Raw genomic sequence first — 24,685 nt, forward strand, 5'->3', positions numbered from 1 at the left:
GCGCATGCCTGCATCCGGTGTGAGCCGGTTGAAATTGTTACTGCTTGAGGTTCACCATGCGCTCGACCGCCAAGCGGGCGCGATCAGCAATCGCGGGGTCGACGAGAACCTCCTCCGTCATGGTCAGCAGGCTGTCGAGGATCTTCGGCAGCGTGATGCGCTTCATGTGCGGACAGAGGTTGCACGGCTTGACGAACTCGACGCCTTCGATCTCCGCCTGGATGTTCGACGCCATCGAGCATTCGGTGACGAGCAGCACCTTCGACGGGCGATTGTCCTTGACGTAGTTGATCATGCCGGAGGTCGAACCAGCGAAGTCGCAGACGGCGATTACGTCCGGATGGCATTCGGGATGGCCGATGATCTCGATGCCCGGATTGGCTTCCTTGTAGGCGAGCAGTTCGGCGGCGGTGAAGCGCTCGTGCACCTCGCAGTGGCCCTTCCAGGTCAGGATCTTCTTGTTGGTCTGGCGCGCCACGTTCATCGCCAGGTACTCGTCGGGAATGCAGAGCACCGTGTCGGATTCCAGGCTCTCGACGACATCAAGCACGTTCGACGAGGTGCAGCAGATGTCGGTCTCGGCCTTCACGTCGGCGGACGTGTTGACATAGGTGACGACGGGAACGCCGGGGTAGCGCTGCTTCAACAGGCGGACATCGGCGCCGGTGATCGATTCCGATAGCGAGCAACCCGCCTTGGCGTCGGGGATCAGCACGGTCTTTTCCGGGCTCAGCAGTTTCGACGTTTCGGCCATGAAGTGCACGCCGCACTGGATGATGATCTCGGCATCGACCTTGGCGGCATCGCGCGCCAGCTGCAGCGAGTCACCGACGATATCGGCGACGCAGTGGAAGATATCCGGCGTCTGGTAGTTATGCGCGAGGATGACGGCGTTGCGCTCCTTCTTCAGCCGGTTGATGGCGTGCACATAGGGCGCATAGACCGGCCACTCGATCGCCGGAATGAAATCCTTGACCTTCTCGTAAAGATGCTCGGTTTCGCGCGCGACCGCCGGCGTAAAGGCAAGCTCGGGTCTTTCGATGATGCCGAAGCGCTCAGCGGCGCTGACAAAAACCGGTTTCGCCACGGTCGCGGTGCGGGGTGCAAGGCGCGTCATCGACATCTCCTCTCCGCCCCTCTTCCTGGGCGGCTCTTCAATTATGCTCAATCTGAGCATAATTGAACCAAAACAAAAGCGGCAAAGCCGCATGGGTTGATTTAGAAAGTTTTGTGACAGAATTCAAGAATAGAAGCGCCGCTTTTCGCAGCGCTTCTGATTTTCGTTTTCGTTCAGGCCATGGCGGGGCGTGCCACGCCCTTCTCCTCGATCGGCCAATGGACGATTGCCGCGAAGATGCCGAGCGCTACGCCGAGCCACCACACCGGATCGTAGGACCCGAAGTGGTCGTAGAGGTAGCCACCCATCCACACGCCCAGGAACGAGCCGACCTGGTGCGAGAGGAAGACGATGCCGCCGAGCAGGCCGAGGTGCCGTGTGCCGAACATAATCGCGACCAGCGCATTGGTCGGCGGCACCGTCGAAAGCCAGAGCAGGCCCATGACGATGGCAAAGACGATGACCGAGGTCGGCGTCTGCGGCAAAAGCAGGAAGGCCGTCACCGCCACCGAGCGCGCGATATAGATCAGCGCCAGGAAATAGGGCTTCGAGTAGCGCTGGGCGATGAAGCCTGCCGACAGCGAGCCGATGATGTTGAAGAAGCCGATCAGCGCCAGCGCGATCACCGCGTAACGCGCGTCGATGCCGATATCGCCGATATAGGCCGGGAAGTGCGCGGTGATGAAGGCAACCTGGTAGCCGCAGACGAAGAAGCCGGAGACGAGCAGCAGATAGCTCTTGTGGCCAAGCGCTTCCTTCAGCGCCTCGCCGATCGACTGCTTGTACTGAGCCTCGCTCTGGCGGCCGGAGGACGCGTTGCCGCGCAGCGGGATCGCGAAGAACGGCACCAGCAACATCAGGACGCCGAGATAAACCAGGCTGTCCGACCAGCCATAGGCCGAGATCAGGCCCTGGCTGAGTGGCGCGAACAGGAACATGCCGGCCGAACCGGCCGCCGTGCAGATGCCGAAGGCAAGCGAGCGCTGATGCGGAGTGACGTTGCGGGCAAAGGCGGAGAGCAGAATGCCGAAGGAGCCGGAGCCCACCGCCATGCCGACGAGCACGCCGCCGCCGATGTGCAGCCAGATCGGCGCATCGGCAAAGGCCATGATGAACAGGCCTGCTGCGTAGAGAAGGCCCGACATGGCAAGCACCCGCCACGTACCGAACTTGTCCGCAATCGCACCGAAAAACGGCTGGCTCAGGCCCCAGCAGAGGTTCTGCAGCGCCATGGCAAGACCGAAGGTCGTCCGGTCCCAGCCGGTATCTGCGAGCATCGGCAGCTGGAAAAAGCCCATCGCCGAGCGCGGGCCGAAGGTGAGCATCGCGACGACCGAGCCGGCCGCAATGATCAGCCAGGGCATCTCCTGACGGGCACTGGACGGCGCGGATGCTCCGGAAACAGCGGACATGGAATCTCTCCGATTGATGGAGCGCGATCCTATGCGGCTGCTAAAACAGATAAAAGCCAATTAAATTGACGCCGCAATCACCGGAATTGATGCCTTGATCAAGCGGCACTGCGGAACCGGTCGCGAAACGCTCGAGGCGTCATGCCCTTGGCCGCCTTGAACTGACGATTGAAGTTGGCAAGCGAACGATAGCCGACGGCATCGGCGATATGGGCGATCGAGCGCGTCGAACCACTGAGCAGCGCGCAGGCCTCGCCGATCCTAAGCCGCATCAGATATTCCGAGACCGGCATGTTGAGGTGGCGCAGGAACAGGCGATGCAGGCCGGAAAGGCTGAGCGCTGCCAGATCGGCGAGTTCGTCCATCGACGGGTTTTCAGCGTAATGCAGATGGATATGGTCGAGCACCCGGTCGAGGCGGCCGCGGTCGACCGATCGGCCCGATGGCGTGACGACCCGGCTCGAGAGCGGCGTGACCACCTGCTCGCGCGCCAGGATCGTCAGCATCGACAGGACATCCGGCAGGCGCTCCTCCGGCGCCAACCGGCGCAACCCTTCGAACAGCGGGCGTACGCGCGCTGCCGCGTCCGGCGTGAACTGCAGCCCCGGGGCCGAACGCTCGAACATCGCCTTGACGCCGGCGAGTTCGACAAACCCCTCCTCCAGGCGCTCCACCCACTCCGGATGGAACCAGAGCACCAGCGCCACGTGCGGCTCCGCCTCCTCGAGCTTGCCGGCGGAATGCCAGGTGTGCGGCAGGTTGGAACCGACCAGCACGAGGTCGCCGTCGTCATAGGCGCCGATATGGTCGCCGATGAAGCGCTGGCCACGCGAGTTGAGGGTCAGCGTCAGTTCGAACTCGGGATGATGGTGCCATTGGAACGGGATGGCATCGTCGAGCCGGCGGTCGAGCAGGATGGATGAGGCATTGGTCGGCCTCGATATCTTCTGCAAAACAGCCTTCATGTTGCGCCACTTTCTCCTTGGAAGCCAGAATAGTATCAATTTTGGCAGGCTGCGTGCAACAGCGGCAGCAGTGAAAGGTCTAGGTTTCTCATCACCAACCAACCTTCCCGAGGCGAGGAGATACCCATGCAGCCACTCAGAGACAGCCACCCGACAGCGGCCCATCTCGACATTCAACTGAAGGACATCCGGAAGCGGCTGCCGTTGCGCGTGCTTTCGGAAGCGGACTGGCAGCACTGGATCACGAAGGGCTATGTCATCGTTCGCCAGGCGGTAGCGCCGGCCAATGTCGAGCGCCTCGTCGATCTGCTCTGGCGCTTCGACGAGAAGGATCCGAACGATCCCTCGACCTGGTACGCGCCGCAGCGACGCGAGCACAAGATGAAGGAACTCAACAACACCGGCATGCTGGAGATCTACAATCACCAGTATCTCTGGGACAATCGCCAGGAGCCGCGCATCTACGGCGCCTTCGTCGACATCTGGGACCGCGAGGACCTGTGGGTGACGATCGACCGCGCCAACCTCAATCCGCCGAAGAAGGTCAAGGGCAATCCCAACGGCTTCATTCACTGGGACGTCGACACCTCGATCCGGCCGCTGCCGATCGGCGTCCAGGGCGTGCTCAGCCTGAAAAAGCAGGACGGCGACGTGGGCGGCTTCCAGTGCGTGCCGGAACTGTTCGAAAACTTTGAAAGCTGGGAAAAGACACAAAGCACCGACCGCGACCCCATGCACCCCGACATGACCGGTCTCTCAACGGTCAACATCGAGATGGAGGCCGGCGACCTGATGATCTTCAACAGCCTGCTCGCCCACGGCGTGCGGCCCAACCACTCCGACGGCCGCGTGCGCATGGCGCAATATATCTCGATGCACCCGGCGGAATGGAACAATGTCGCCGAGCGCGAGGAGCGGGTGCGACTGTGGCGCGAGCTCGATCATCCGAAGCGCGACGCCTTCCCCGGCGATCCGCGCGAATGGGAGAAGCACAACGCCTCCCCCGCCAGCCTCTCGGATCTCGGCGCCAAACTTCTCGGCATCACGCCCTGGGCGTAAGAGAGGCTTGAAATGGTTTCCGTTCGGAATGCTTCTGAACTAAGCCGAAGCCCGCACCTTCATCGGCCAGCGCTCGCCGCGTCGGCCGATGATCTTGACCGCGTCGCCGAGCGTCACGGTGCCTTCGCTGCGCGGCACCGCATTCCAACCGAAGAGAACGCCGGGCACACGTCGGTCAGAGGACATGCGCTTTTCGGCGAGTCCCTGGATCGGGTTGCCGCCAATGCGCTCGCCGGTTACTTGGTCCTGCGTGGTCATGATGCAACGGGCGCAGGGTTTGACGAGATCGAAGCGGATGCCACCGATCTCGACGCTTTCCCAGAAGTCTTCATCCCAGGCGTCATCGCAATCAACCAGGATATTGGTGCGGAAACGATCCATGCCGACGGGCTCCTGTCCCTTTTCGGCAAGCGTCCGGTTGAGGTCGGCGAGCGAACCCGTCGTCGTAATCAACACCGGAAAGCCATCGGCAAAGCCGACGGGCGCCGCGGTACCCGCCCATTCGGCGCCGACATGGCGCTCGGCCGAGGCGTCCATATGGGCGAGCCTGACCGGGCGGCCAAACCATGAGGAGAGGACCGCGTCCGTCGTTTCGTCCGACACGGCTGCATCGACTTCGCTGCCCCAGACGACGACGTTCAGCCTGCGGTCGGGATCGAAGCGAACCGAGATCTCTCGGTCACCCATCTTCAGGTGCACGCCGCCATCGATGTGGCTGGCCTCGACCTGCGCCAGCAGCTGCAATTCGCGCTGGGTGATGAAGCGCCCCTCCGGCTCCACCAACATGAAGCGCCGATCGCCCTCGACGCCGTCGAGATTGATCGAGACCGTTTCGCGGACAATCGCGCGACCGCTCTTCAGCGGATGAATGTTGAGACCGGTCACCTTCATGGGCACTTCCCTCGTCTTCAGAAACTGATTCACGTGCCTGACGATCCGATTCATCAGCGCGGCACAATGTGTTGAAAGGCCTAGATCATTTCTCGGATTGATGGAAACGGAGAAATGTTCCGGTGCAATCTACACACCCGCACAAAGAAGCGCGACACGCCCTTCCCGGCAACTAGATTTCATCGAGCATCATGGCAAGCACATCGCGCAGCCGCTGCTCGCGTTCCGTGGCGAGCCGGCGCCCGGCCTTGGTCTTGAAGCCGTCGGCCAGCCGGAAAAGTTTGGTTTCGAAATGATCGATGGCGAAGGCCTTGTCATCGAGCGCCCGCGCCTCGGCCAATGGATCGAGCGGGTCGTAGAGGCCGCTGCCCATACGTCCGGCGATATAGAAACAGCGGGCAGCGCCGACCATGCCGATCGCATCCAGCCGATCGGCATCCTGAAGGATCTTCGCCTCCAGCGTTTCCGGCGGGATGTTGGCCGAGAAGCTGTGCGTCAGGATGGCGTGCGCCACCGCGGCAATCTCATCCGCGCCCCAACCGAGATCTTTCAGAATGCCCGTTGCCTTCTCAGCCGCCAGTCGCGACGCCTGGGTGCGCAAGGGCGAATTCTTCTCGACCGAGACGCAGTCATGCAGCAGCACCGCGGCGGCGAGCAAACGCGCGTTGCCGCCCTCTTCCGCCTGGATGCGGGCGGCATTCTTCCAGACCCGGATCAGATGCGCTGCATCGTGCGAGCCGTCATCGGCGGCAAAGGCATTCGGCAGCAGCGCTGCAGCAAGCTCCTCATGCGGCGCGAAGGCTGCCGCGAGTTTCGAAATCTCTGTCATGCTTTCCTATTGCTGTTCGGCAGGCTTTGCCGGCGCCGTCGGTGCAGCGACGACGCCGGACAGGATCTTCTGGTAGAAGAGCCCTATTCCGATCAATACCCCGCCAAGCCCGATGAAGGACAGAGCCCTGAGGAAACCTTCGAGGTTGGACATGTCGATCAGAAACACCTTCAGCACGGCGACGAAGACGAGAACGGCCGAAGCGATGCGGATGCTCTTGGCGTGGAAGCGCGAGCCCAACACCAGCAGCAACACGCCGAGCAGCAGCCAGACGACCGAGTAGGTGTAGGTCTCGCCCTGCAGGAAGCCCTTCCATTCCGCGATGTTTTCCCCCTGCCAGACACGGCGGACCGTGAGGCTCGCCCAGGCGAAGGCAAGCACCGCGCCGCTGACGGCAAGCGCCATGACATAGGGCAAGGGCCGCTTGTCGCGCGCATACCAGGCAAGGCCGGAATAGCCGAGCCCCGGCAGCAGGTAGCCGATCAACAGCAGATCGAAGAACGGAATACGTCCCAGCAGTTCGCCGCTGAAATAGGGGTTGAGGCCGAGGAGATGTGCCGAAAGCACCGACAGCATCGAAAGCACGCCGAGGCCCATGCCGCCATAGCGGAAGACCGGGCTCGGCGACTTCATGTCGAGGCTCATGAAGATCGCCGAGGCGCCGATTGCCAGCAGCGTGTAGATCGACTGCTCGCCGAGCGTCGGCACAGCGCTGTCGAGCACGCCGCCGTTCATCGCGTGGCGCACCAGGATCGCGAGCGTCAGCAACACGAAGAGGCTGGCGAGCGCCTGTAAAAGGTTGCGCACGCGGATGCCGGGCCAGGATCTCAGGAAATAGGCGGAGCCTGCAAGCAACACGGCGGGAACGCCGTAACCCGGCAGCAGAGCATTGAAGACAGGCGTCGTGCCAAGATCGCCGGCACCGACGATCGTCGGTTCCCAGGCGATGCGCCCCAGAACGACGATGGCCGCCGCGCCGGTCATCCACGGCAGGATCGGCCAGGTGCGAACGCGGGTCGCAAGTGTGTAGGCGGTGCCGAGCACGGCGATCGCAAGCGTCGTGACCAGCCCGTCCGTCCAGGCATGGAGGGCAAGCACGAAGAGGGCGAACGAGCCGGCCACCAGCAAGCCGGCCGCCGTGTCGCGCGCCTCCGCCGCGCCGTCGCGGCGGTAGAGCCAGTCCGCAAGCGCCAGCAGCGCTGCCCCAGCGATGAGCGAGAACAGGCCGTGCGGCAGGTCGAAGGAATAGTTGCCGGTCATCAGGAACGACATGGCGACAAGCGCGATCGGAACGACCGCGGCAATGCCCGCCCAGAGCGTCGAATATTGCGGATGGGCGACGAGCCGGCGCGACAACACGAAACCACCGAGGCCGATAAACAGCGCAGCAAGCAGCATAGCGGTGAACATGGCGGTGCGCCCGGGCAGGACGACAGCCGGAAGGGCATCGGCTAGCGAAGGATCGAGATAGGCGAGCACGCCGCTCAGCGCCGTCAGGCTCCAGACGCCAGCGACAGCGCCGACCGCCGAAAGCGCGGCGGGGTACACGGCCGTCGGCCGCCAGGCCCCCAGGGCTGCCAGCGCCGCAATGACGACGGCAAACTCCGTCACCGGATATTTGACCGCGGCCACCGCCGGGCTGATGAGAAGGAGCGCAAGCACGGTGGCGGCGACGGCAGCCGAAATGGAGATGGCCGCATGCGGCGGGATGAACAGCCGCTCCCAGGGACCGGCAACGGCGCCGCGTCGCTCCGCCCCTTCTGGCGCTTCGGGCGCAGGCGCCGCTTCCGTGGCGCCCGGCCAGATGAGGCCGATGCCAACGATCATCACCAGCAGCGCAAAGGCGACCGGCCGCGGTTCGAATGGCGCGACAGCGGTGATGTAGGCCAGGCCCCAAAGCCCGACGCCCGCATTGGCCAAGGTCGGAACGACGGTCCAGCTGCGCAGGCGCGACGCAAGCAAGGTCGCGAGCCACACGATCGAGAGGAAGCCGAAGAGCACCCAGGGGCGCGGTTCATTGCTCGAGACGAGCAGCGGCGTTGCGAGCGAGGCAAGCAGGCCGAGGCCAGCGAGCGCCTGCCCATGCAGCAGCGACAGGCCGACGGTCGCAAGCGAAATCGCCGCCAAGAGAACGAAGGCCGTGCCCGTGCCGATATAGTCGTAGATGCCATAGGCGGCATAGGCGACCCCGAAGAGTGTGACGGCACCGGCGGCCGTCAGGATGCCGGGGATCATGGCATTCTGGAATTCGTTGGCGATCACGGGCACGGCGCGCCGACGGATGACCTCGCCAGCGGCCATCAGCAGGAGGCCGAACAAAGCGGCAAGCGTCAGGCGAACCGCCGGGCTCAGCAGGCCGGCGTCGATCGAGTACTTGACCATGAAGACGCCGCCGAGCGCCAATGCGATGCCGCCAACCCAGACGGCCCACCGGGCGCCGAGACGGCTTTCCAGGCTCTCGGTCTGACGGGGTGCCGTTGCGACCGGCTGCGGTGCTTCCGTGCTGGCAGCGATCGTCTCCTCGCCCTCGATTTCGGCCGCGGTTCCCTCTGCATCGCCGAAAATCCGAGCGCCTTCGCGCGCGCTGGCCGACATGGCGGCAGTAGCATCGTCCAACGTCTCCGGCCCCAGCGTCTCCGGCACAGCCGGCAACTCGTCCGCAGCCGTAAGCGCCTCGGTCGCTCCTTCGGCCGGAGCGCGATCGCCCGGCGCGGCCTTCAGCGCCACGACCTCCGCCTTGAGGGCGGCCAGTTCGGCACCAAGGCGCTCGGTCGTCCTGCGGTTGCCGAGATAGGCGGACAGGGCCAGAATAAAGGCAGCTAAAGCAATAAGTTCGAACATACTTTCCCCTGGCAGTCGCAATCGCCGGCGCGCGCAACCATACAGACTTTTGTGCAAGCGCCAAATCTATAGACGGCCGAGCGCTGTAATCTCTTCACGGAAATGTCGCAGAACTGTCATTGGGCAGCTGGTACAGGCGGATGAACACCGCTGCCTCGCGCAGTGGTTTCCATCGTTCAACCAGGAGACCCGATCATGGACAAGCATCTCGCCCAGACGGAAGAGACCGAATTCAAGACGCTGACGGAACGCAGGGAAGAGCTGGAAGATGTCGGCCACAACTGTTCCGCCAACCCGACGATGGGCGACATCATCCATCGCCGCTTCTCGCGCCGGTCGTTCATCGGCGGCTCGCTGGCGGTTGCCGCGATCTCGACCACCGTCAGCCCGCTCGCTCTCCTGACCGCCGAAGAGGCACGCGCCGAGGACGGTTCGCTGTTCGACTTCACCGAGATCGAAGCCGGCGTCGACGAGAAGCACCATGTCGCCGAAGGCTACGATGCCGATATCCTGCTTCGCTGGGGCGACAAGATCTTCGCCGACAGCCCGGAGTTCGACCCGAAGAACCAGACGGCGGCCGCCCAGGAAAAGCTGTTCGGCTACAACAACGACTATGTTGGCTTCATCCCGCTCGACGGCAGCGCCGACCACGGCCTGCTCGTCGTCAACCACGAATACACCAATGCCGAACTGATGTTCCCCGCCTTCGCCAGCGTCGTGAAGGAAAAGGTGACGAAGGACGGCAAGGAAGTCGAGGAAGAGAAGGTCGTTCTCGGCGAATACAGCAAGGAGCTGGTCGACATCGAGATGGCGGCCCATGGCGGCACGATCATCGAGATCCGCAAGGTCGACGGCAAGTGGCAGCCGGTTCTCGACGGCAAGAACAACCGTCGCATCACCGTCAACACCGAGATGCAGATCACCGGCCCTGCCGCCGGCCACGACCGCCTGAAGACGCCCTCCGACCCGACCGGCAAAAAGGTGTTCGGCACGCTCAACAACTGCGCCGGCGGCGTCACCGCCTGGGGCACCTACATGATGGCCGAGGAAAACTTCAACGGCTACTTCGGCGGCGAGATCGCCGAGGACCATCCGGAATACAAGCAGCTGAAGCGGCTCGGCGCACCGGGCGGCCAGTATGAATGGGCGTCCTTCTACGACCGTTTCGACATCTCCAAGGAGCCGAACGAAGCCAATCGCTTCGGCTGGATCGTCGAGGTCGATGCGCTGGACCCGACCTCGGTGCCGAAGAAGCGCACGGCTCTCGGCCGCTTCAAGCATGAAGGCTGCGAATCGATCGTCAACAAGGACGGTCGCGTCGTGCTCTATTCCGGCGACGACGAGCGCTACGACTATGTCTACAAGTTCGTGACTAAGGGCGTCTTCAACCCTGACGACCGCGCCGCCAACATGGACCTCTTCGACGAGGGCACGCTCTACGTCGCCAAGTTCGACGAAGACGGCACTGTCACCTGGATGCCGCTTGTTCACGGCGAAGGCCCGCTGACGGAAGCCAACGGGTTTGCCTCGCAGGCTGACGTGCTGATCAACACCCGTCTTGCCTCGGACGCGCTCGGCGCCACCAAGATGGACCGTCCGGAAGACGTTCAGCCGAACCCGAAGACGGGCAAGGTCTACGTCATGCTGACCAACAACACCAAGCGCAAGGCCGACGAAGTCGACGCCGCCAACCCGCGCGCCAAGAACGCCTTCGGTCACATCGTCGAGATCACCGAGACCGATGGCGACTTCGCCTCGCTCAAGAGCCGCTGGGATGTTCTTTTGAAGTGTGGCGACCCAAGCGTGGCCGATGTCGGCGCTTCGTTCTCGACCGCGACCACCAAGAACGGCTGGTTCGGCATGCCCGACAATTGCGCCATCGACACCGATGGCCGCCTCTGGGTTTCGACCGACGGCAACAACGAGAAGGACACCGGCCGTACCGACGGTATCTGGGCGATCGACACGGACGGTGCCGCCCGCGGCACGTCGAAGCTCTTCTTCCGCGTGCCGGTCGGCGCCGAAATGTGCGGCCCCTGCTTCAACCCGACATCGGACACCTTCTTCCTGGCCATCCAGCATCCGGGCGACGCCGGCCTTGCCACCTACGAGACCCCAGCCACTCGCTGGCCGGACTTCAAGGACGACATGCCGGTACGCCCGGCCGTCGTTGCGGTGACCAAGCAGGGCGGCGGCCGCATCGGCTAACCGGGACTGCGATTACAAGCAAGAACGCCGCGCAACTCAGCGCGGCGTTTCTTGTTTCAGAGGTGGTTACAGCGACGCTATCCCGGACGGAAGAGCGCCGCGCACTTCCTGGAATTGGCCTTCCCGGTTCGCAATCCCAGACGGAAAACCGCTGCGCACTTTTCCTGGAATTGGCTTTCCCAGTTCGCAATTCCGGACGGAAAACCGCTGCGCACTTTTCCTGGAATTGCTTAACGCCTGAGATTGTCGATCGGGAAGATGGCGCAGGTTTCGGTGCCGTGGGCGAGCAGCTTGCCGTTGCGGTCGCGCAGCCAGGCTTCGGAGGTCGCGATGGTGCGGCCGCGATGCACGATGCTTCCCTCGCAGAAAACCTCGCCCATATCGGGCAGCAGCGGGCGCACGAGGTTCACCTTGAACTCGACCGTCGTATAGGCCTCCCCCGGTTTGACCGTGGTGAAGACCGCGCAGCCGAGGGCCGAATCCATGATCGTTGCCGTCCATCCGCCATGAACCGTGCCGAGCGGATTGAGGTGTTCTTCGGTCGGCAGTCCCCTGAAGACCACCCGCCCCTCTTCCACTTCGCTTAGTCCGAACTTCAGCGTCTTCGACATCGGCGGGGCCGGCAGGTCGCCGCTCAAAAGGTCCTGCATCGCCTTCAGGCCGCCGTCGCGGGCGACACGGTCAAGCGACAACACGCCGATGCCGGACACGGCCATGCCGGGGTAAAGTTCCTGGTGCATCGATAACTCCTGGGGTCAGGCGGCCGAGGATTGCGCTTTCAGCGCCTTCAGCGCCGCATGGACGAAGCCGTCACGGGCGGAAGAAACATCGAGGCCGCGCGGTTCATAGACATGGCGGTGAAGGAAGAAGGCCGTCAGCCGGAAGGCGGCGGCAAGGCTGTCGTGGTCCGCAGCCCTTCGCGCTTCGGCGGACAAGAAATCCGGCAGCGCCAGCATGCGATCGGCATAACGCTCTCCGGCTTCCCGGCAGACCGCCCTGCCCGATTTCGGCGAGACGTAGACGAGCTCAGCGCGGGTGCCGGTTGCGACGCATTCGGTCAGATCGAGGCCGAAGCCGAGGTCGTTGAGGACTGCGAGCTCGAAGCGCACGAACAATTCGCCGGCATCCGCGGGATCGGCCAGATGATCGACGATAACGGTCAGCGCCTCGTAGAGATGCGGATGCGGGTCACGCTCGGGAAGCAGGCGCAAGAGCGCGCCCAGCGCCTGGATGCCGTAGACCGAGGTCGCCGTCTCCATCAGCCGGGCGGCGCGCAACTCAACCGGCTCGATCCGGAACTCGCCCATGTGCTCGTCGAGCCGCGCGCGCCAGGTGACCTCCACCGAGTTGCCCGGCTGCAGCACCGGCTGCATCGAGCGCGAGCGGCCGGAGCGCACCATGCCGAGGTGCCGGCCGTGGGTGGCGCTCATGACCTCGACGATAGCAGAGCTTTCGCCGTGCCGCCGGATCCCGAGAATGATGGCCTGATCGCTCCATTGCATGGCTATGGCATACACCCGTGGTCGAAAGAGGATCAAGCTATGTTGCGAGCGCAAAGCACCGTTGCCGACTGTCGCCATTCGGCCACACTCATCGGTTGCCTCATTTGCGACATGCTGTCGCCGCCCCGACGCCGTCTTTGACATTAGAACGGAAGAGCGGCAAAAGCCGTGCCTCCCGCCCGAAAATGACAATCAGCAGGATCAAAATTCAAATTATGTGTGTGTCCCGGAACAGCGCCGGCCGCCTGGCGCAGCTCTTCGCCCTTCTTCTCGCCACCTCGACGCTCGCAAGCTGCGTCACCACGTCGGGACCTGCCAAGCCGAAGGGACCGGATCCATACTACGTGGCGATGTACGGCCCGCTGCCGAACGAAAAGTTCCCGCTGGATGCCATCGACATCAGCAAGGTCGACAAGCGCTATCTGCGCCAGCAGGTCGCCTACCAGACGCATGAGCCGCCGGGCACGATCGTCATCGATACCCAGAACCGCTTTCTGTACCTTGTGCAAGATGGCGGCATGGCGATGCGCTACGGCATCGGCGTCGGCAAGGCCGGTCTCGAATTCGAGGGCGAAGCGCGCATCGCGCGCAAGGCCGAATGGCCACGCTGGACGCCGACGCAAAGCATGGTCGAGCGCGAGCCGGAACGCTACGGCCCGCTTGCCGGCGGCATGGAGCCGGGCGTGCGCAATCCTCTCGGACCGCGCGCGCTCTATCTCTTCCAGGGCAACCGCGACACGCTGTTCCGCATTCACGGCACGACCGAGGCCTGGTCGATCGGCAAGGCCGTTTCGAGCGGCTGCATCCGCCTCTTCAACCCCGATATCATCGACCTCTACAGCCGCGTGCCGCTCGATTCACGCGTCGTCGTGCTGCAGGCCGAACCGCCGATGACCGAGCCGGCCGGCGGCATCCCGATGGCAAGCGCCAACAATGGCGGCCTCCCTCCGATGTACTGAGGACAGGTGAAATCCGGCGGCCGGGCGCCTTACCAGGCGTCCGGCGCCCTGACCATGTGTACGATATTGGCCGGGTTCATGATCCAGCCGCCACGAAAGCCTTCACCCAGATCCTCGACCGCGTCGCAGCGTACGACCCCGTTGGCGGCGAGCTGCCCAAGGGCACCGGCATGGTCATCGGTGAAGAGTTCGAGCCAGACTTCCGCCTGGCTGAAATTCGCAGCCTCGTCGATCCACAGCTGGTTCGGCCCAAGCTTGAAGCCGATGGCAGGCAACTTTTCCGGGATGGGTTCGAGGCCAACTGTGTCGCGATAGAAGGCGATCACCGCTTCATATTGATGCGAGGGGACCTTCATTGCGATGTTGATACCACCGGTAATTTTCGTCATGACGCACGCTGCTGTTGGCCGCCGACCCGTCTGGGTGCGGCTGCGATGTTGATCTGTCAAAGCCCACGAAGAATTGCCGCAAGCGAGCAAAAGCGCCGCCCGCGGGCACGAACGTGCGATGGGCGCTCCTGCTGCGGCCTCGAGATGTCCTTCCGCTTGCGGCGTTACCGCTCCAGGCGGTTTCTAGGCCTGCGGCTCGAGCGCCGGCTTGCCTGAGAGTTCGCTGAGGTAATAGCCGTCGCGCAGATTGATGCCGTATTCGAGCCAGGCTTTCATGCAGGCGAGCATCTGCGACCAGCCTTCGCAGTTGGCGTAGGAGCTCTTCTGCCCCTGCCCGTTCTCGCGCCAGCCGTTTTCGGCAATCGTCACCATGGTGGTGCCATCCTCCAGCGACTGGAAGCGCATTTCCACACGGGTCTGGTAGGCATCCTCGCCCTCGGCGACCATGGCGGGCCAGCGAAAGACGATCCGCTCGTTGGGCTCGACCACCTCCACCTCAATCGGCACTTCGCCCCACCAGGTCACGGTTGCGCCGGCGACCAGCGGCCCGCTGACACCGCCAAGCGTCACGAAGTAGCGGCTGAGCTGGTCCGGATTGACCACCGCATCGAAGACCTGGGCGACAGGGCGGCTGATCCGTCCATTCACACGAAATTCAAAGGGCATGGTGTATTCCTCCTGTCGAGACTAACAAGAATATGTTACACAAAAATAACATGTCAACCGAATCGAAAGACGACCTGGTTTTCAAAGCGCTTGCCAATGGGCTGCGCCGCCAGATGCTCGACGCCATGCGGCAGGAGCCGCAGACCACCGGCATGCTCTGCGAACGCTTCAGCAATCTCGACCGCTGCACGGTCATGCAGCACCTGAAGGTTCTCGAGCAAGCCGAGCTCGTACTCGTTCGCCGCGAGGGGCGTGAGCGTTGGAACCATCTGAACGCATTGCCGATCCAGGCGATCCATGATCGCTGGATCAGCCAGTATGCCGGCCATGCGATGTCGGTGCTGTCTGCCCTGCAACAGGACCTCGACCGGTAACCAGACCGATGGTTTCGGCTTTCAATCGATCGCCTTTCTTCGTATGAACGGCCGATACGTAAATTGGGGACATCGTCGTGCGCTACCTCATCACCGGCACCGCAGGCTTCATCGGCTTTCACCTCGCCAAGCGGCTGATCGACGAAGGGCATTTCGTGGTCGGCTTCGATGGCATGACCCCCTATTACGACGTGACGCTGAAAGAGGATCGGCATGCGATCCTCGCCCGTTCGAACGGCTTCAAGCCCGTCGTCGGCATGCTCGAGGACAGGGACGCGCTGCGCCGGGCCGCTGAGCTTGCCGAACCCGAGGTCATCATCCACCTCGCCGCTCAGGCGGGCGTGCGCTATAGCCTCGAAAATCCGAAGGCCTATGTGGATTCCAACCTAGTCGGCTCCTGGAACATTCTGGAACTGGCGCGGGAGCTTAACCCGAAGCACCTGATGCTGGCCTCGACGTCCTCGATCTACGGCGCCAACGAGAAAATCCCGTTTGCCGAAACCGACCGCGCCGACGAGCCGATGACGCTCTATGCCGCCACCAAGAAGTCGATGGAGCTGATGGCGCACAGCTACGCCCATCTCTACAGGGTGCCGACCACGGCTTTCCGTTTCTTCACGGTCTACGGCCCCTGGGGACGGCCCGACATGGCGCTGTTCAAGTTCGTCGATGCCATCCACAAGGGGCAGCCGATCGACATCTACGGCGAAGGCCGCATGAGCCGCGACTTCACCTATATCGACGACCTCGTAGAAGGCATTCTCAGGCTTTCCCATGTGGCGCCGGCGGAAGAAAACCGCGTGCCTGAGGAAAAGGCCAAGGACACGCTGTCGCGCCAGGGACCCTTCCGCGTGGTCAATATCGGCGGCGGCCAGCCGGTCGAACTGATGACCTTCGTCGAAACGGTCGAAAAGGCCGTCGGCAAGCCGGCGGTGCGCAACATGCTGCCGATGCAGCAGGGCGACGTGCCCCGCACCTACGCCTCCCCCGACCTTCTCGAAGCGCTGACCGATTTCAAGCCCTCTCTCCCCGTCGAAGAAGGCGTGGCGCGCTTCGCTGCCTGGTACAAGGATTACTACAACGCGAACCGGTAAGCCGCTCGCCAGCTAATCCCCACGGATTATTCTGTTGGCGGGACGGCTTGCTTTACGCGCAATCGAGCATAAATGGGTGTGAACCTGAGCGCATAAGCAATTGCAAAAATACGCAATTGCACGTTCTATGAACTGAGCTCGCGGTGGAACACAACAAGGGAAAGAGCCTATGAAAATCACGATGATCGGCGCCGGCTATGTTGGCCTTGTTTCCGGCGTGTGTTTTGCGGACTTCGGTCACGACGTCGTTTGTCTCGACAAGGATGAGAGCAAGATCGACGCCTTGATGCAGGGGCGCATTCCGATCTTCGAACCCGGTCTCGACCAGCTGGTGGCAAGCAACGTCGCTTCGGGCCGTCTCACCTTCACGACCGATCTCGTTGCCGCCGTCGCCGACAGCGACGTCATCTTCATTGCGGTCGGCACCCCGTCGCGGCGCGGCGACGGCCATGCCGACCTTTCCTATGTGCATGCCGCTGCCCGCGAGATTGCCCAGAACCTCAAGGGGTTCACCGTGATCGTGACGAAATCGACCGTTCCGGTCGGCACCGGCGACGAGGTCGAACGCATCATCCGCGAAACCAATCCGGACGCCGATTTCGCCGTCGTTTCCAACCCGGAGTTCCTGCGCGAAGGTGCCGCGATCGAAGACTTCAAGCGGCCGGACCGCATCGTCATCGGCCTTTCGGGCGACGACGCGCGGGCACGGGACGTGATGACCGAGGTCTATCGCCCGCTCTATCTCAACCAGTCGCCGCTGGTCTTCACCTCGCGCCGCACCTCCGAGCTGATCAAATATGCCGGCAATGCGTTCCTCGCGATGAAGATCACCTTCATCAACGAGATGGCGGACCTGTGCGAACGGGTCGGCGCCAACGTCCAGGACGTTGCCCGCGGCATCGGCCTCGATGGCCGCATCGGCTCGAAATTCCTGCATGCCGGCCCCGGTTACGGCGGATCGTGCTTCCCGAAGGACACCCTGGCGCTGGTCAAGACCGCGCAGGACTATGACAGCCCGGTACGGCTGGTCGAGACGACGGTGGCCGTCAACGACAACCGCAAGCGGGCCATGGGCCGCAAGGTCATCGCCGCCGCCGGTGGCGACGTGCGCGGCCGCAAGATCGCAATCCTCGGCCTCACCTTCAAGCCGAACACCGACGACATGCGCGACAGCCCGGCGATCGTGGTCGTGCAGACGCTGCAGGATGCCGGCGCTCATGTCATCGGCTATGATCCGGAAGGCATGGAAAACGCGAAGAAGCTGATTGACGGGATCGACTATGCCAGCGACCCCTACGAGGCCGCCAACGAAGCCGATGCCCTGGTGATCGTTACCGAGTGGAACGAGTTCCGGGCACTCGACTTCCGCCGGCTCAAGACCGTGATGAAGACGCCCATTCTCGTCGACCTCAGGAATATTTACCGCCAGGACGAGGTGGTGAAGCACGGCTTCAGCTATTCGAGCGTCGGCCGCTCGCTCTGACAGGAGCGGCTGAGCCCACTCCCCCAGAGCGGCTAGGCCTTCGGTATCGGCAAGGGCGGCAGGGTTTCCCAGCTCTTGCCGGCGAGAATGACGCAGCTGCGCCCGTTGACGTCGGTGACGATCAGCGTCCAGCTGCCATTGTCGGCAGCGTATATCTCCATGATCGCCTGCTGGTTGATCAGCGCGGTTGCCGCCGGCTTCTCCTGATATTGTCGCGTCAGAAACCCGATCACTTCGGACCGGTCGGCACAATTGACCGGAGCCTGGGAGATCGCGGGAACCGGACGCGCCACCACGCCCGCCGCCAAGAGGGCGGCCAATGCCAGGCCGCGGATCGCACTGCCCACCATCACCGAACTCCTTTCACCGGACGCGCGGCGAAGGAGTTTGCGTTGACCTTTCCGTCGCCGGCCGGCTGCGGCATGGGCACGGTGTACCCGCGCCGCCCTGCAGCCAGTATGGTGGAAAAGCCGGATTATTACAATTAACTAATTTATAGAGCAAGCGGCCGGGGCGCCGGATGCGCCCGCGGCGAAGCCCTGCCCTATTTGCGCTTCATCGCTTCCATCAGCGCCGCACCGAAGGCGCCCTGGGCCGGTTGCTGCGGCTTCTGCTGGCGCGGGGCCGGGCCACGATTGTTGTTGCCGCCCGGTGCGCCTGACCGCGGCTCGCGGCCCGTCTCGGCGCCACCATCCTTGCGCATGGTGAGGCCGATCCGCTTGCGGGGAACATCGACCTCGGTGACACGAACGGTCACCACATCGCCGGCCTTTACCACCTCATGCGGATCCTTGACGAAGCGATCCGCGAGCTGGGACACGTGCACGAGGCCGTCCTGGTGCACGCCGATGTCGACGAAGGCGCCGAAGGCGGCGACATTGGTCACGGTGCCCTCGAGCTGCATGCCGACCTTCAAATCCTTGATGTCGTCGATACCGTCGGCAAAGGTCGCGGTCTTGAAGCTCGGGCGCGGGTCGCGGCCGGGCTTTTCCAGTTCCGCAAGGATGTCCTTGACCGTCGGCAGGCCGAAGCGCTCGTCGACGAAGACCTTCGGGTCGAGGCTCTTCAGCGCGACGCTGTCGCCCATCAGCGCCCGGACGTCGCGACCACAGGCCGCAACGATCTTCTTGGCGACACCATAGGCCTCCGGATGGACCGAGGAGGCGTCGAGCGGCTCCTTGCCGTTCGGAATGCGCAGGAAGCCCGCGCACTGTTCGAAGGTGCGGGCGCCAAGACGCGGCACGTTCAACAGTTCCTTGCGGCTCGCAAAGGGGCCGGTCGCGTCGCGATGGGCGACAATCGCCTCGGCCGAGGATTTGCCGAGACCGGACACACGGGCAAGCAGCGGAGCAGAAGCCGTGTTCACGTCGACGCCAACGGCATTCACCGCGTCTTCCACCACCGCATCCAGTGAGCGGCTGAGCTTCGACTGGTCGACGTCGTGCTGGTACTGGCCAACACCGATCGACTTCGGCTCGATCTTCACGAGTTCGGCGAGCGGATCCTGCAGGCGACGGGCGATCGAGACCGCGCCGCGCAGCGAAACGTCGAGGCCGGGGAATTCCAGGGCGGCGGTTTCGGACGCCGAATAAACCGAGGCGCCGGCCTCGGAGACGATGACCTTTGTCGGCTTCGGCGCCGGAAGCTGCGAGAGCATGTCGGCCACGAGCTTTTCGGTTTCGCGGCTGCCGGTGCCGTTGCCGATGGCGATCAGTTCCACCTTGTGCTTGCGGATCAGCGAAGCGAGTTCGGCCTGGGTGCCGCGGACGTCGTTCTTCGGCGGGAACGGGTAGACGGTCGTCGTTTCGAGCAACTTGCCGGTGCCGTCGACGATGGCGACCTTGACACCGGTGCGGATGCCCGGGTCGAGCCCCATCGTCGCCCGCGATCCCGCAGGTGCCGCCAGCAGCAGATCCTTGAGGTTGCGGGCAAAAACGTGGATCGCCTCTTCCTCGGCGCGCTCGCGCAGTTCGCGCATGAGGTCGAGCGACAGCGACATGGAAAGCTTCACGCGCCAGGTCCAGCCGATCATCTCGGCAAGCCACTTGTCGCCCGGCAGGTGACCGCCAACATTGTAGGCGGCGGCGATCATGCGCTCGACCGGCTTGACCGGCGAGGTATCGTCCTGGTCGACGACGATGTCGACCGAGAGCACCTCTTCGTTCCAGCCGCGCAGCATGGCCAGCGCCCGGTGGCCCGGTGTCGTTGCCCAGCGCTCGGAATGATCGAAGTAGTCGGAGAACTTGGCGCCCGCCTCCTGCTTGCCGTCGACGACCTTGGCGCGCAGGAAGGCGGCGCCCTTCATGTGGTTGCGCAGGCGGCCGAGCAGATCGGCATTTTCCGTCATACCTTCGGCGATGATGTCGCGCGCACCGTCGAGCGCCGTCTTCACGTCGGCCACCTCGGCAGTCAGGAAGGCGGCGGCGCGGTCGGCAGGTGCCACCGAGCGATCGGCAAGGATCGCCTCTGCCAGAGGCCCGAGGCCACACTCGCGGGCGATCTCGGCCTTGGTCCGGCGCTTCGGCTTATAGGGCAGATAGATGTCTTCGAGTTCGGCCTTGGTTTCGACGGCGGCGATCTTGGCTTCGAGTTCGGCGGTCAGCTTGTCCTGGCCGCGGATCGATTCGAGGATCGATGCCCGGCGCGCCTCGAGTTCACGCAGATAGGTCAGCCGTTCCGCAAGCGTACGCAGTTGCGTATCGTCGAGCCCGCCCGTCACTTCCTTGCGGTAACGTGCGATGAACGGCACCGTGGCGCCCTCGTCGAGCAGCTCGACCGCTGCAACGACCTGCGAAGGTGTTGCCTTGATTTCGCTGGCGATAATGGCGGCGATGGGTTTTGCAGGGCTGGCCATATGGGAATTCCGTCTTTGCTGTTTGGTCGGCGACCATAAAGGCGCAGACCTTGAAGGCCAAGTGAAGGCCTTCGGCGGAAAACCGGAACTCCACAGAAGATGGATCGGCCGCCCCGCTTTCAGGCGGGACGGCCGATGGTTCAGCACGCCATGGCGGCAGGCTCGACATGCTCCTGCTCAGGCACGGCATCCCAGGTGTTGACGGGTTCGAGCGGTGGGCGGCGCTTTTCGAACTCGATCAATTGCCGCTCCCTCTCCTCGATATAGCCGCGCGAGGCCGGAACCGCACTGAGAGACGGCGAGATCTGTAGCTGGAAGATGAAGTGCTTGTCGTAGAGGAAGGCCGTCTCCGACGCAGCCAGATAGAACTCCCACATGCGGAAGAACCGCTCGTCATAAAGCTTGATCGCTTCCTCGCGCCGGGCGACGAAGCGCTCGCGCCAGGCTTTCAATGTCCAGGCGTAATGCATCGGCAGGATTTCGACATCTTTCACCAGGAGCCGCGTGCGCTCGACGGAAGGCAAAACCTCCGAAATCGCCGGGATATAGCCGCCGGGAAAGATGTACTTCTCGATCCACGGATTGGTGGCCCAGGGCTTGTAGATCTGGCCGATCGAATGCAGCAGCATGACGCCGTCAGGCTTCAACAGCGCGTTCATCTTCTCGAAGAAGTTGCCGTAGTTGCCGATGCCGACATGCTCGAACATGCCGACGGAGACAATGCGGTCGAACTGCCGGCCTTGCAGGGTGCGATAGTCCTGCAGTTCGAAGCGGACGCGATCGGAGAGCCCGCGCCTGGCGGCGCGATCACGCGAGACCTTCAGCTGCTCTTCGCTGAGCGTGATGCCGGTAACCTCAACGCCCGAGGATTCGGCCAGATACATGGCCATGCCGCCCCAGCCGGAGCCGACCTCCAGCACCTTCTGGCCGGGCTCCAGCAGGAGCTTTGCCGCGATGTGCCGTTTCTTGGCGAGTTGGGCCGCATCGAGCGATATTCCACGCGGTTGAAAATAGGCGCAGGAATATTGCCAGTCCTCATCGAGGAACAGGTTGAAGAGCTTGCGATCGAGATCGTAGTGATGGGCGACGTTGTGCCGGTTGCGGTTGACCGGCATGCGGCTCCGCATCTGCTGGCGCAACACATGCCAGAGGGCAGCCAACGTATTGGTCGCCGTTGCGGCGTTCTCGAGCCCGTTCCTTTTCACGATCGAGAGCACGTCAAAGATATCGCCCTTCTCGATGACGACACGCCCGTCCATGTACATTTCACCGAAGCGAAGAGCGGGATCGCGAACGATCGCCGCCTCCGCCTCCGCATCGATGATGCGGATTGATGCCGGCTTTCCACTGCCGTCACCCAGGATCACTTCTTCACCGGAAGAAAATACGACCGTCAGGTTACCGTTGCGCACCAGACGGCGAAGCAATGTCAACAATGCTGCATTCATATCCCACCCCTACCAGACCTATCGAACGTGTCCTGGTGCATGAGAGATGCGAAGGGTCGGCTCTTTCGGGGCTTCAGGAGTGGTTGCGCGGGGCGCATCGGGAACAGGCGCCAGCGCGTCCGGAAGCGGCGAGAACCGGCACGGGCGTAGCCTCACGGGTATCCGGCGGGACACATCTGGCTCCTCTTGGGTGCCGCGCCGAGAATTCGTCAGGCCGCCGCCATCGGGCTCTTATCCATCAGAACTCAAATTAAGGTAGGAAGCTTCGATCGATTGGCAATGGGTTCTTTATGGCCCCTCATAAATTTGTTTCCTTAGCAAATGCTGAGAAACAAACCTAGATTTCAGCGACGCCTAGACCGGGCAGGCGCGCGCGGTCATGGGGTCGGTCGAAATCGAGCAGCGGGCCTGCAGGCACGATGCGCGTCGGGTTGATGTGGGCAATGCCGTAGTACCCGCGCTTGATGTGGTCGATACGCACGCTCTCGCGGATGCCTGGCCACTGGTAGATCTCGCGCAGATAGTTCGACAGCGCAGGATAGTCCTCGATCCGGCGGATGTTGCATTTGAACGCGCCGTGATAGGCCGCGTCGAAGCGAACCAGGGTGACGAAGAGGCGGATGTCGGCCTCTGTCAGGTGCTCGCCGGCAAGATAACGGTTGTCCGCAAGGTGGGCTTCCAGCTCGTCGAGCATGCCGAACAGGCTTGCCACCGCCTCGTCATAGGCGCCTTGTGTCTTGGCGAAGCCGGAGCGATAGACGCCATTGTTGACACGCTCGTAGATCGGGCCGTTCCAGCGCTCGATCGCGGCGCGCAGGGCCTCGGGGTAGAAGTCGAGCCGGTTGCCGGTGAGCCCGTCGAAGGCCGAGTTCAGGATGCGGATGATATCAGCGGACTCGTTGTTGACGATCCGCCCTTCCTGCATGTCCCAGAGTACGGGAACAGAGACCTTTCCGGTGTAGGTCGGGTCGCTCGCCACATAGAGTTCGTGATGGAAGCGGATCTTGCCGACGCGTGCACCGGCATCGACGGGTTCGTCATAAACCCAGCCGTCTTCGCCCAATTCCGGATTGGAAACCGTCAGGCCGACAATGTCCTGCAAGCCCTTCAGATTGCGGAAGGCGATCGTGCGCGAGGCCCAGGGGCAAAGATAGGAAACGAACAGGCGGTAGCGCCCGGCCTCGGCCGGCAAGGCTTCTTGCCCGTCCGGGCCCGGCCTGCCATCGGGCGTGACCCAGCGGTGAAACCGCGTCGGCTCGCGGTGGAACGCGCCGCCCTTCATCTCGCTCGCCGCAACGTCGCCCTTGACCCATTTTCCTTCGACGAGTTGCGGCATCTCACTTCTCCTGGATCGCACGTCAGTGACGGCTACCTCTCACGGGGCCCGGCTCACGGTCAATCGCGCGCACGGGTGACACATTGTTCGCAATCCGCGACATGCACGCACGCGATACGTGCAAAGCAACATCGTCGCGCCACAATGTCGGGCAATCCCGATTCCCAGAGGAGAATCAGGATGAAGAAAGCGCTTGCCATTTTCGTGCTGTTTGTCGCGGTCGTGTGGTTGATGAACACATCGTTGTTCATCGCGCCGCCGGCGGGTGCCGCAAAGCTGCTTGCCCACCGGGGCATGCATCAAACCTATCCGAAGGAGAATGTCGGCAGGGACACGTGTACGGCGACGATCATCAGGACGCCGGAGCATCCCTATCTCGAAAACACGATTGCCTCGATGCAGGCGGCCTTCGAGGTAGGCGCCGATGTCGTCGAACTCGACGTGCATCTGACGCCCGACAGACAGTTCGCCGTCTTCCACGACTGGACGCTCGATTGCCGGACAGAGGCCAAGGGTGTGACCGAGGAAACGCCGATGGCGACGCTGAAGTCTCTCGACATCGGCTACGGCTATACGGCCGACGGCGGCAAGACCTTCCCCTTCCGCGGCAAGGGCGTCGGCCAGATGCCGACGCTCGAGGAGGTGCTGGCCGCCCTGCCCGACCGCAAGTTCCTGATCAACTTCAAGAGCCGGCGCGCCGAAGAAGGCGCAGAACTCGCGGCGCGCGTCGAGGCGCAACCGCAATGGCAGGAGGCCGTTTTCGGCGTCTATGGCGGCGAAGAGCCGACCCGCGAGACGCTGAAACGCCTGGAGGGCATGCGCGGTTACGACCGGACGTCGACGAAGGCATGCCTGATGCAGTACTTCGGCTATGGTTGGACCGGCATCGTCCCGGACGCGTGCAAGAACACCCTCGTCGCCGTGCCGGGAAACTATGCGCCGTTTCTCTGGGGCTGGCCCGACCGCTTTGCTGCGCGGATGAAGGCGGCCGGAAGCGAGATCATCCTGCTCGGCCCCTTTGACGGTGGCGACTCCACCACCGGCATCGACACGATGCAGGATCTGGAAATGGTACCGCCAGGGTTCTCCGGTTACATCTGGACCAACCGGATCGAGATGATCGGCCCGGCTCTCGCAAAGCGGCAGGTCGCCGACGCCGGTACGAACTGACGCGGGCGGCCGGCTTGCCTGCGGCGAGCTTCGCCCCTATGGCTTTGAGCAACCGTCGACGCTGGCCGCAACGGCGGTCTCAATCCCG

21 protein-coding genes are annotated in these 24,685 nt (G+C 63.3%); 7 read left to right on the forward strand and 14 right to left on the reverse strand.

The genetic code is table 11. The annotated features are described in order from the left end of the window. Window positions 1-37 precede the first annotated feature (37 nt). The 3 genes from nadA to L981_RS13435 all read right to left on the reverse strand — a co-directional run bounded on the left by nadA (window position 38) and on the right by L981_RS13435 (window position 3,494). Window positions 38-1,117, reverse strand: coding sequence for a quinolinate synthase NadA (gene nadA, locus L981_RS13425; RefSeq protein WP_043616689.1), 1,080 nt, complete (start codon window positions 1,115-1,117; stop codon window positions 38-40). A gap of 173 nt (window positions 1,118-1,290) precedes the next feature. After that, complete coding sequence (locus L981_RS13430; RefSeq protein ID WP_043616608.1) at window positions 1,291-2,529, reverse strand: MFS transporter; 1,239 nt, start codon at window positions 2,527-2,529, stop codon at window positions 1,291-1,293. A 98-nt stretch (window positions 2,530-2,627) separates the two neighbouring features. Continuing rightward, window positions 2,628-3,494 carry an AraC family transcriptional regulator gene (locus tag L981_RS13435; protein ID WP_043616611.1) on the reverse strand — a complete coding sequence of 289 codons (867 nt, stop codon included), beginning with the start codon at window positions 3,492-3,494 and terminating at the stop codon, window positions 2,628-2,630. 126 nt (window positions 3,495-3,620) lie between these two features. On the opposite strand from L981_RS13435, the gene L981_RS13440 reads away from it, so the two are divergent. Further along, window positions 3,621-4,553, forward strand: coding sequence for a phytanoyl-CoA dioxygenase family protein (locus tag L981_RS13440; protein ID WP_043616614.1), 933 nt, complete (start codon window positions 3,621-3,623; stop codon window positions 4,551-4,553). Between the two features lie 39 nt (window positions 4,554-4,592). Here the strand turns inward: L981_RS13440 and L981_RS13445 are convergent, their stop codons facing one another. The 3 genes from L981_RS13445 to L981_RS13455 form a co-directional block, all read right to left on the reverse strand. Beyond that, window positions 4,593-5,444 carry an MOSC domain-containing protein gene (locus L981_RS13445; RefSeq protein WP_043616616.1) on the reverse strand — a complete coding sequence of 284 codons (852 nt, stop codon included), beginning with the start codon at window positions 5,442-5,444 and terminating at the stop codon, window positions 4,593-4,595. Window positions 5,445-5,616: 172 nt separating this feature from the next. Beyond that, window positions 5,617-6,273, reverse strand: a complete 657-nt coding sequence (locus tag L981_RS13450; protein WP_043616619.1) for an HD domain-containing protein — start codon at window positions 6,271-6,273, stop codon at window positions 5,617-5,619. A 6-nt stretch (window positions 6,274-6,279) separates the two neighbouring features. After that, a complete protein-coding gene (locus L981_RS13455; RefSeq protein ID WP_052201786.1) occupies window positions 6,280-9,114 on the reverse strand; it encodes a DUF2339 domain-containing protein in 2,835 nt (944 codons plus the stop codon). 195 nt (window positions 9,115-9,309) lie between these two features. Between L981_RS13455 and L981_RS13460 the strand changes: the two genes are divergently transcribed. Further along, window positions 9,310-11,322 (forward strand): PhoX family phosphatase, encoded by a 2,013-nt coding sequence (locus tag L981_RS13460; RefSeq protein WP_043616622.1) that lies wholly within the window; start codon window positions 9,310-9,312, stop codon window positions 11,320-11,322. Between the two features lie 230 nt (window positions 11,323-11,552). Here the strand turns inward: L981_RS13460 and L981_RS13465 are convergent, their stop codons facing one another. Together L981_RS13465 and recO are read right to left on the reverse strand one after the other, a co-directional pair. Further along, window positions 11,553-12,062, reverse strand: coding sequence for a PaaI family thioesterase (locus L981_RS13465; RefSeq protein ID WP_043616624.1), 510 nt, complete (start codon window positions 12,060-12,062; stop codon window positions 11,553-11,555). 15 nt (window positions 12,063-12,077) lie between these two features. Continuing rightward, a complete protein-coding gene (gene recO, locus L981_RS13470) occupies window positions 12,078-12,824 on the reverse strand; it encodes a DNA repair protein RecO (RefSeq protein WP_082006014.1) in 747 nt (248 codons plus the stop codon). A 215-nt stretch (window positions 12,825-13,039) separates the two neighbouring features. Between recO and L981_RS13475 the strand changes: the two genes are divergently transcribed. Further along, on the forward strand, window positions 13,040-13,783 hold the full coding sequence (locus tag L981_RS13475) for a L,D-transpeptidase (RefSeq protein ID WP_043616628.1): 744 nt from the start codon (window positions 13,040-13,042) through the stop codon (window positions 13,781-13,783). A gap of 29 nt (window positions 13,784-13,812) precedes the next feature. On the opposite strand, the gene L981_RS13480 is transcribed toward L981_RS13475, so the two are convergent. Then, window positions 13,813-14,172, reverse strand: coding sequence for a glyoxalase/bleomycin resistance/dioxygenase family protein (locus L981_RS13480; RefSeq protein WP_043616630.1), 360 nt, complete (start codon window positions 14,170-14,172; stop codon window positions 13,813-13,815). Between the two features lie 183 nt (window positions 14,173-14,355). Next, on the reverse strand, window positions 14,356-14,838 hold the full coding sequence (locus tag L981_RS13485) for an SRPBCC domain-containing protein (protein ID WP_043616633.1): 483 nt from the start codon (window positions 14,836-14,838) through the stop codon (window positions 14,356-14,358). A 50-nt stretch (window positions 14,839-14,888) separates the two neighbouring features. Between L981_RS13485 and L981_RS13490 the strand changes: the two genes are divergently transcribed. The 3 genes from L981_RS13490 to rkpK all read left to right on the forward strand — a co-directional run bounded on the left by L981_RS13490 (window position 14,889) and on the right by rkpK (window position 17,789). Continuing rightward, window positions 14,889-15,212, forward strand: a complete 324-nt coding sequence (locus L981_RS13490) for a helix-turn-helix transcriptional regulator (protein ID WP_043616635.1) — start codon at window positions 14,889-14,891, stop codon at window positions 15,210-15,212. Window positions 15,213-15,289: 77 nt separating this feature from the next. After that, a complete protein-coding gene (locus L981_RS13495) occupies window positions 15,290-16,306 on the forward strand; it encodes an NAD-dependent epimerase (protein WP_043616639.1) in 1,017 nt (338 codons plus the stop codon). A 169-nt stretch (window positions 16,307-16,475) separates the two neighbouring features. After that, the gene (gene rkpK, locus L981_RS13500; protein WP_043616643.1) at window positions 16,476-17,789 is read left to right on the forward strand and encodes a UDP-glucose 6-dehydrogenase; all 1,314 of its coding nucleotides are present in this window, start codon (window positions 16,476-16,478) and stop codon (window positions 17,787-17,789) included. A gap of 32 nt (window positions 17,790-17,821) precedes the next feature. Here the strand turns inward: rkpK and L981_RS13505 are convergent, their stop codons facing one another. The 4 genes from L981_RS13505 to L981_RS13520 all read right to left on the reverse strand — a co-directional run bounded on the left by L981_RS13505 (window position 17,822) and on the right by L981_RS13520 (window position 23,427). Continuing rightward, complete coding sequence (locus L981_RS13505) at window positions 17,822-18,139, reverse strand: hypothetical protein (RefSeq protein ID WP_043616646.1); 318 nt, start codon at window positions 18,137-18,139, stop codon at window positions 17,822-17,824. 194 nt (window positions 18,140-18,333) lie between these two features. Next, window positions 18,334-20,643 (reverse strand): Tex family protein, encoded by a 2,310-nt coding sequence (locus L981_RS13510; RefSeq protein ID WP_043616648.1) that lies wholly within the window; start codon window positions 20,641-20,643, stop codon window positions 18,334-18,336. 140 nt (window positions 20,644-20,783) lie between these two features. Continuing rightward, on the reverse strand, window positions 20,784-22,091 hold the full coding sequence (locus tag L981_RS13515; RefSeq protein ID WP_052201787.1) for a cyclopropane-fatty-acyl-phospholipid synthase family protein: 1,308 nt from the start codon (window positions 22,089-22,091) through the stop codon (window positions 20,784-20,786). Window positions 22,092-22,428: 337 nt separating this feature from the next. Then, the gene (locus L981_RS13520) at window positions 22,429-23,427 is read right to left on the reverse strand and encodes a glutathione S-transferase family protein (protein ID WP_043616651.1); all 999 of its coding nucleotides are present in this window, start codon (window positions 23,425-23,427) and stop codon (window positions 22,429-22,431) included. Window positions 23,428-23,607: 180 nt separating this feature from the next. Here L981_RS13520 and L981_RS13525 point away from each other — a divergent pair, with 180 nt between their 5' ends. Next, window positions 23,608-24,597 carry a glycerophosphodiester phosphodiesterase family protein gene (locus L981_RS13525; RefSeq protein ID WP_043616654.1) on the forward strand — a complete coding sequence of 330 codons (990 nt, stop codon included), beginning with the start codon at window positions 23,608-23,610 and terminating at the stop codon, window positions 24,595-24,597. The last annotated feature ends 88 nt before the right edge of the window (window positions 24,598-24,685 follow it).

It is taken from the genome of Ensifer sp. ZNC0028 (assembly GCF_000799055.1).
GTDB lineage: Bacteria > Pseudomonadota > Alphaproteobacteria > Rhizobiales > Rhizobiaceae > Ensifer.